Source organism: Nocardia aobensis NBRC 100429, from assembly GCF_000308375.1.
GTDB lineage: Bacteria > Actinomycetota > Actinomycetes > Mycobacteriales > Mycobacteriaceae > Nocardia > Nocardia aobensis.
Map to the genome: position 1 here is coordinate 1 of NZ_BAFQ01000257.1, position 7,466 is coordinate 7,466.

General features: G+C 62.8%; 9 protein-coding genes. 1 reads left to right on the forward strand and 8 read right to left on the reverse strand.

Annotated elements, in window-relative coordinates; translation table 11 throughout:
- Window positions 1-395: 395 nt before the first annotated feature.
- Together RJ03_RS37380 and RJ03_RS27885 are read right to left on the reverse strand one after the other, a co-directional pair.
- On the reverse strand, window positions 396-1,778 hold the full coding sequence (locus tag RJ03_RS37380) for a hypothetical protein (RefSeq protein WP_083871381.1): 1,383 nt from the start codon (window positions 1,776-1,778) through the stop codon (window positions 396-398).
- Window positions 1,775-2,602, reverse strand: coding sequence for a serine/threonine-protein kinase (locus RJ03_RS27885; protein ID WP_036507880.1), 828 nt, complete (start codon window positions 2,600-2,602; stop codon window positions 1,775-1,777). Before RJ03_RS27885 ends, RJ03_RS37380 begins: the two co-directional genes overlap by 4 nt.
- A 330-nt stretch (window positions 2,603-2,932) precedes the next feature.
- On the opposite strand from RJ03_RS27885, the gene RJ03_RS27890 reads away from it, so the two are divergent.
- A complete protein-coding gene (locus RJ03_RS27890) occupies window positions 2,933-3,388 on the forward strand; it encodes an NUDIX domain-containing protein (protein ID WP_036507883.1) in 456 nt (151 codons plus the stop codon).
- A 1-nt stretch (window position 3,389) separates the two neighbouring features.
- On the opposite strand, the gene RJ03_RS27895 is transcribed toward RJ03_RS27890, so the two are convergent.
- The 6 genes from RJ03_RS27895 to RJ03_RS27915 all read right to left on the reverse strand — a co-directional run.
- On the reverse strand, window positions 3,390-4,859 hold the full coding sequence (locus tag RJ03_RS27895; protein WP_036507885.1) for a B12-binding domain-containing radical SAM protein: 1,470 nt from the start codon (window positions 4,857-4,859) through the stop codon (window positions 3,390-3,392).
- A complete protein-coding gene (locus RJ03_RS27900) occupies window positions 4,828-5,622 on the reverse strand; it encodes a DNA glycosylase family protein (protein WP_051025336.1) in 795 nt (264 codons plus the stop codon). Before RJ03_RS27900 ends, RJ03_RS27895 begins: the two co-directional genes overlap by 32 nt.
- A 15-nt stretch (window positions 5,623-5,637) precedes the next feature.
- Window positions 5,638-6,255, reverse strand: coding sequence for a dTMP kinase (gene tmk, locus RJ03_RS27905; RefSeq protein WP_036507888.1), 618 nt, complete (start codon window positions 6,253-6,255; stop codon window positions 5,638-5,640).
- A gap of 164 nt (window positions 6,256-6,419) precedes the next feature.
- A complete protein-coding gene (locus tag RJ03_RS37385) occupies window positions 6,420-6,572 on the reverse strand; it encodes a hypothetical protein (RefSeq protein ID WP_157163508.1) in 153 nt (50 codons plus the stop codon).
- Window positions 6,569-6,814 carry a hypothetical protein gene (locus RJ03_RS27910; RefSeq protein WP_036507891.1) on the reverse strand — a complete coding sequence of 82 codons (246 nt, stop codon included), beginning with the start codon at window positions 6,812-6,814 and terminating at the stop codon, window positions 6,569-6,571. Before RJ03_RS27910 ends, RJ03_RS37385 begins: the two co-directional genes overlap by 4 nt.
- A 9-nt stretch (window positions 6,815-6,823) precedes the next feature.
- A partial coding sequence (locus tag RJ03_RS27915) for a hypothetical protein (protein ID WP_218001012.1) occupies window positions 6,824-7,466 on the reverse strand: 643 nt, incomplete at its 5' end.

Genomic DNA, 7,466 nt, shown 5'->3' on the forward strand with positions numbered 1-7,466 from the left:
TGGGCATCTGGAGAGGGTCGGCGCGGAATGGGTGCCGACGTACCGGTACCGGTCAGTTGCAAAGCGGATCTCAACTGTCGAGGCCAAGTTGCGTGATTGGCGCGGAGCTATTGCTCAGGCGTCCCGACACAGGAGTGTGGCGGATGCGGCGTGGGTTGCGATCGATGAAGCAGCGGCCCGCGCAGCGGTAGGAAATCAGCACTGGTTCACGACCTACGGGATCGGTCTGGCGACGGTGTCTTTGGGCGGGGTGGTGCGTGCTGTCATCGAACCCCGCTCGCCTCGGTGCGGTAAGGCTGAGCGCGAGCTTCTAGCCGAGCGTGCGGCAGGGCTGCACTTAGCCGGCCGAGTGTCTGGCGACATTCAGCCGGTCTTTGGGCAGACGCTGCTGGCGACTACAGGAGCGGATCCCAGGCTTGCAGGTGTCTAGGGACGTTTTGCCCTGACAGGAGAGCGCTGTTGGCGGTCGTTTGGGCTGCGTGGACGCGTCGTCGGACCTTGGATATCGGGGATCTACCTGACATCACGTCAGCAGCGAGACGTCCAAGCCAATGCAGTTGGTGCAACTTCGCGCCCCTTTGTGTCCATGCTCCCTCATGCAGTGTCGGGCAGTATGGGCAGTCGCACAGAACGTAGGTGGGGTCTTCACTCAGTACGTTGTGCACACTTCGTTCGACTGCATGAAGTAGCGCTGGTTCGAAGTAGCGCTCGACCTCTTGAATATTCCCCCCTCGTGGCTGTGCTTTCTCCTCTCTGAAAGCATGGCTGGATCCATATGGACCGGCACCAAAGCCTGTGGCGCCAAGCCCGAGTAGTAGCCACCCCGTCAGCCCTGTTTGCGGCAACAGCAGGGCGCGCTCCTCGTCGGCAGCGAAGCACGCGAGCTTTCGGTATCCCTCAAGAAGATCTGGGTCGATTGGCTGCTGAAAGGGGGATAGGTTCGCTGGTAGTTGCACGCGAACGTGCAGAAGATCGAAGTGGGAAAACTCCATAAGTTGATCAAGGAGGAGGTTCCGAGCTGTCGGCCGTGTCAACCACTGTGACGGCAGAGTGAGGTTCAGGGCGAGCCGCTCATTCCCAGCCAACGAGGCCAAGGCCGCAGTTGCCTCGGTGAAAACGGCGTCGAGCGCCGATTGGCCCTCGGAAGGGTCCAACGCTCGACCGGACGACAGCAGGAGATTGGCCCCGGCCTCACGTTGTGCATCCAGGATCTCGGTGACAGACGGCGACGGGTCGGCGAGATATGGCGCGTAGCCCCTCTGCCGTTCCGATATGGGTTTCACGCGAACGATGGCGGGATCGAGCAAATAACATGCAGGGTCGGCGATCTTGACCGCAGCTGCCGCGCACTCGTCGAACCATTTCGCGTGGGCGGTGGACTTCGCCTGCGGCAACCGCACCGAAACGCCTAAGCTTATGCCGCTTCCTGTTTCAGCCAGGATCGACGCGAGTAGGCGGGGGATGTCATCGATATTCTGATGTGGCCGGTGGACGATCATGAGCGGGCGGCTGCCGTCGAGGGCTTCGTCTCGCGTGGGGAGCTTGCCAGCGCTTGTTGTTGGTACGCCAGCCAATGCGGATGACGAGGGCACGATCATCCGGCCTGCGCCCGGACCTCTCAGGACCAATGAACCGTCACCAGCGGGAAGAGCGGTGATGACGCGCGGCCTCTGTTCATCGATGATGTCCTCCGCCAGAGGAGGATCTTCCTCGGTGTCCGGAGCCTCCAGGTCGTCAGACTCATCCCAGTCAAATAAGCCGTCGAATTGGTCGGTCACGCAGCGTCTCCCAACAGTCTGAGGTTGCTGGCGGCGCTTCCGCGTTCGTTCTGGATCGGCTGGACCATACGATCTAGAACCCTCTTCAGGGAAGCGTGCACCGAGTCTGGTAGCGGTTTTGGGCCTGCCGCGATTGCGCTGGTGACTTCATCCAGCGAGGTGATCGACCGCCAGTCCTCGATGAAAGGATGCTCGCCGGTGATCGCATAGCGAACCGTCACACCGACAGAGAACACATCGGATTGCTTGCGGCCAGGCTTGTGCTCGAGCTGTTCGGGAGATGCCCACAGCCAGGTACCCAGCATCGCGGGGTATACGGTCTGGGTCTCTTCGGTCATCGCCTTCGCGAGCCCGAGATCAAGGATGACCGGCTCGGCCCAGCTGCCGTTTCTGAGTGCGATGTTCTCTGGCTTGATGTCGCGGTGCACAGTGCCCTCAGCACCATGCAGGTCGCTGAGGCCAGTGAGCAGGCCGCGCAGCAGCGCCGAGGCTTCTTCGTTGGACGGCCGGATCCCCGAGGAGACCTTCTGGTCCAGGTCACCACCGGGGACGAACTCGAACGTCAGTGCCGGACGGTTGATCCCACCCAAAAGCACCGACCGAGCATTGTAGAGCTTCACCACGTAGGGGCTGTCGACGCGGGACAACCCGGCTACCTCGCGAGCGACACGATCCGCAGGGTACTTGTCGTCGCAGATGATCTTGACGGCTCGGTCCTCAACCCTCCACGTGTCACCGAACGCGCCTCCGCCCAGAAACTCGACAGTAGCTACGCCTAGAGCGCGAGCAACTTCCTCCGCCTGAAAACGCGGCGATTTCGCCATTTCCCCTCATCTGCACGAAGACAACCCACCGGAGTACCACGCAAGGATACAGAGCGGGCAGGTTTAGGTGCGTGACGATTGGGTAGAACCGCGGCCCGCATAGGGCGAAAGTCAACTCCACAGTCGCGAGCCGGGCCGCGGTGGATGCTTGGGGTGCTGGAGCGGCGGCGGGATGTGGCGTCATGCTGATAATGCGAAGCGCTGGCCTGACGCGAGAGCGCAACGCGCACATGCTCCGTTTGGTCGGCGACACGCGTACCTTGCGCGGTATCCGCTGGCGCTTCGACGTAGTGTTTTTGCGACCACCGAACCTTTCAGGAGTTGTCTGCGATGGCCGATCGTCACCTGATCGATGTCCATGTCCTTCTCGCCGACCATGCTCGGCTGTTATTGACCTGTCGCGGTGGTACCGATGAGTTCGCCGGTCGATGGCATCTCCCGTCGGGAAAGCTCGACAAAGCAGAGGCCATCACCGCGGCCGCGGCCCGCGAGGCATATGAGGAAGTCGGAGTCGTGATCGATCCCGCTGATCTGCGCGTCGTTCATGTCGCGCATGTGGCCGGCTCAGGTCCTGAGCCGCGTCTCGGCGTGTTTCTGTACGCGATGCGGTGGCAGGGCGAGCCGGTGAACCGGGAACCGGACAAATGCTTGGGGGTGGCGTGGTTCGGGTTCGACGAGCTGCCCGAGGACATCATCGAGTACTCCGCTATCGGGATCCGGGCCTTCCTCGACGGTGACGCCGCATTGTTCAGTGAAGTCGGCTGGTCGGTCCCTGCTGTCGTGTAGTTCAGCCATGCGTGCGCGAATACTGCGTGCGGCTGAGGTAGGTCAGTTTGTCCCGGATGTGGCTGATCGGTGCCTCTGACAGCTGGATGCCGGTGGAGAAGTTGAATTCGTCTCGGCCGTACATGGTTTCGTCGACTCCGCCGGCGGTGAGGTCGACGGGGGCGTAGTCGAGCAACTGCTGTGGTGTGTACCGGCCGGTGGCCATGAGTCGGGTCCATTCCGGGGTACCGGGGTAGGGACGGAATTCGAACACGCTAGCTCGAAATACCCCGGGGAGATGGTCTGCGGTGTCCCACAGTCGGTGGATCAGAGTTTCGGTGTCGTCCATCTCCTGCTTCGTTTCACCGGGGAAGCCCAGGATGAAGTAGCCCTTGACGTTGATACCCCGGGTCAGAAGCCGGTGCGCGACGCGGACGGCCATCTCCGGGGTGATGCGCTTGTCGACGTATCGCAGGACCCGATCGCTGCCGGATTCTATGCCGAGCGAGACCTCGCGTAACCCGTTGGCCGCCAATGCATCCAGCGTGGAGTCGGAACTGCGGTCGAGAACATTGATGCGACCGGTGGCATCCCAGCGTGCCCAGTCGCCGATGTGTTCGGCGCTGAAGCCGTTCATCATGGTTTCGATGACTTTCTTCCAGCCGAGGAACAGGTCGTCGACGAACCGGAATGCGGTCACATCGTGCTGCTCGCGTAGCTGAATCATTTCGTCGATTATGTTGTGGGGCTCGCGGACTCGGATGGTGATGTCGGGGTTGGCGCTGACAGCGGCGCCGCAGAAAGTACAGTTGTAGGGACAGCCGCGAGCGCCGACCATGTTGGCTTCCCAGCGGCCGCCCTCCCAGTGCGGATCCTGACACAGGTAGGCGCGATCGACGAACGGCATGGTGTCGACGTTCGGTGCCAGATGGTGTTGCATACCGGGGAGGCCGCCTGTAACCGGCGTTTTCATGACCGGGTCCAGCCACATGACCCCGGGGAGGCGAGTGCGGCTGCGCTGATCTTTCAGCAGTTCGACGACGCGAGTTTCGGCCTCTCCGAGTACCAGTGCGGCGCAGCGATTCATTCGAGGGTCGGTGAGTATGGCGGTCGGCATCGCCTTGGCCTGGTGGCCACCGAGCATAAGCGATATGGCTGGGTCGAGTCCGGCAGCGATAGCCGCGGAGATTTGATAGGTCGGCGCGAGCAAGTTCATTCCCGCCCAACGCGGGCGGGCCTCGTTCACGATGTCGATTGTTTCGGTGATGCCGAGGCCGTGAGCTTCGGCATCGAGAACGGCGACATTGAACCCTTGGTGGGCGGCGTAGGTGGCGATGTAGGCCATGCCGAGTACCGGGAGTGTGAAGTCGTTGACTCGCGGGCGGAGGGAATAGTCGCGCAGCGGTGCGTTGATCAGGAGTAGGTCGAGGTTGCGTTTCGGGTCTGTTCCGGCGAGCAGGTCAGGATGCGGCTGAGCGGTCGAGTTTTCCATGGTTGATCCCCCACGTGAGTGTCAGAATTGTCCAGGCGGACAATTGGTTTCCCGCCATCTCTTCCCAGGCGGCCTTGAACGCGGGTGCTCCCTGTGGCCAGTCTCGCTCGGGGTTGAGCCGCCGCGCCGCCGGTTGAACTGCGATGTCGGAGTAGTCGTAGAAGCTGAAGTCGTTGGTGTAGTCGGCGACAGCGGTGCACGCTGTCCAGCGCCCGACCCGGGGAATGGTTTGCAGCGCCTGCACCAGATCGAGGGCGGGCAACGTTTCCCACACCTCGCTGTGGGTGAGGAAGTAGCGTGCTGCGGCGCGCAACGCCGATTTGGGGAATGCCGCGCCGACGTTTGCGAACTGTTCGTCGGTGAGGGCGAGGATTCGATGGGGCTCGGGAAACAGCCATGCCGTCAAACCGTCGCGGGTGACCGGTTCACCGTAGGCGGTGCAGAATCTGAGGTATCGGGTGCGGGCGTGGCCGGCTTGGACCACTTGCCGCATAATCGCCGCAGTCACCGCATTCCACAGCGACGGATTGGCCACGCGCACAACAATTCCAGCATTCTTCAACGGCGCCACCAAGTCGTCGGGACCGGACAAAACGCTCGGATCCACCGTGTCGATTCGCATGGTGCTTCCGCCGGAGTCGACGACTTCGGTTCCCTCGGCAGACTCAGCCTTGATCAACACAGCAGAGTCACCGACGGCGACGGCCCGGTATGCGGGACCGGCGTCGGTATGCAGCCAGGCGGGGTGGTCGGTCATGATCATGCAGTTCTTCCTTCGCTAACGTGATGGTCCGGCAGCGGGCCCGACGAGGTGGGCGATGGCCAGGGCTGTCTCGTTCTTCCCGTGCTCGGTGCAGTCGATCCCATGGACCGGCCAGCCCCGTGTCCGGAGATCTTCGGCGACCTGGTCGAACAACTCCAGTTCGCGGGCGACGCTGTCGTCGGGCCGACGCTCGAACCGGTTGTGTGCGCCGCGCGCGGCGAGGCGGTCCGCGATGACCTTGGGGTCGGCGCGTAGGACGACCGCCACGTCCGGGACTCGAATCCCTGCATTCAACTGCCATACCCGCTCCGCGGGGACGCCGTCGAGGACTTGTAGGACCAGGCTGGACGGCAGGTACCTGTCGCACACCACAAGCTTCTCGTCGTCGAGTGCGGGCACGATCTCGTCGCGTTGCTGATGATGGCGGTCCCCAGCAACCAAGCACGCCAACGCAATTCCGGTATAGGTGTCGGTGTGCCCACGTATGTGGGCGCCGAGCACGGTCCGGCTCGGCTGACTGGTCGCATACGCGGGTAGACCGATGCTGCGCAGATACTTCACCGTCGATGCCACAGTAGTGGACTTGCCAACTCCCCCTGCGCCGTCGATCGTGATGAGCTTTCCCGTCACCATCGGCTCCCACTTCTCGTAAACCGAGGCTCGGTCGCAAGGAGCGACATCCTCGGATGTGGACGCCACGATTCGCTAAACATCTCTCTCAACCCTTCCAAGGCGCGAGCACTAAGGAATTTTCAGAACTCCGACCGCTTTCTGGCGGCGTCGAGTTGCGCTGACAGTCACAGCTCGGTGTCCTCCTCGTCCTCGATCCGCTGACGGATCTCATCCACCGAAGGTCCTTTGGGATTCCTGTTCGGCCAGCACCACGCCACGACGACGATGGTCAACAAGACGACGACGGCGGTCACCACGAAGACCCAGAAACCACTCACGGAAGCGCCCACAACCGTTCACAGGGCAGCCGCCGGCGATGTGGATCCGGGGCCTCGAACGTCACGGAGACAGCCGGGTAGTCGATGACCCAATGCACTGCGAACCGGATCGCTGCCGGCATGCACGCGACGAACTTCAGCTCATGCGTATTCGGGACGGTGATAAGTACGCACAGCCCGACGTCCGGTTCGTGCGGCAGCGGCGATTCGGGTTGAGCTTCAGTGGGTTCGGCGAAGCTCATCGCGGCTCGCTATTGCTTCCCGACCGAGGCGTAGTCGGCCAGCCCGCTCAAGACGTCGAGCAGGGTCTCGAGGTTCACCCCATCAGGTAGCGGAGCATCGTCAGTGCGCCGTGGCCGGAACCTCAGCCCGCGAGCAGCTGCCCGCTCGCGAGGGCTGTCAACCGGTGGAACGATCTTGCCCTCACGAACGAGGCAGCTGTACGCGCTCGCCTTGCGCGGGCATTCGACGGCACGGCAATTCACGTGCTGCTGCATGATTTGTTGCGCTGCGGCGACTGTGAGCGGCTGCTCCGGATGCGAGTGCTCCGGATCGGCGAAACCCGGTAGGGTCGCCGCCCAGGTCGCTGGGGGACAGACCGTTTCAAGGTCGAACATCTCGCACACTCGGCTCGGCGTGTTGCCGACGGTCTCCAGGTCGTAGACCACCACCGCGTCGACATTCAAGCTGGCGGCCAGCCCGAGCGCGTAGCCGACCGGATCGGTGGCGTCGGCCGGCGGCCGCACAGTGTAGAGGTGGAGGTAGCCGAGCCGCTCTGCGTGACGTTGGACCTCCATCGCGTGCCGTGGCGCGTGAGGGCCGGAGACTTCCGCACGTACGAGGCATATCGCGGTGAGCTGGTGGTGTGGGTCAGCGGAATCCATTGCTTGTCCC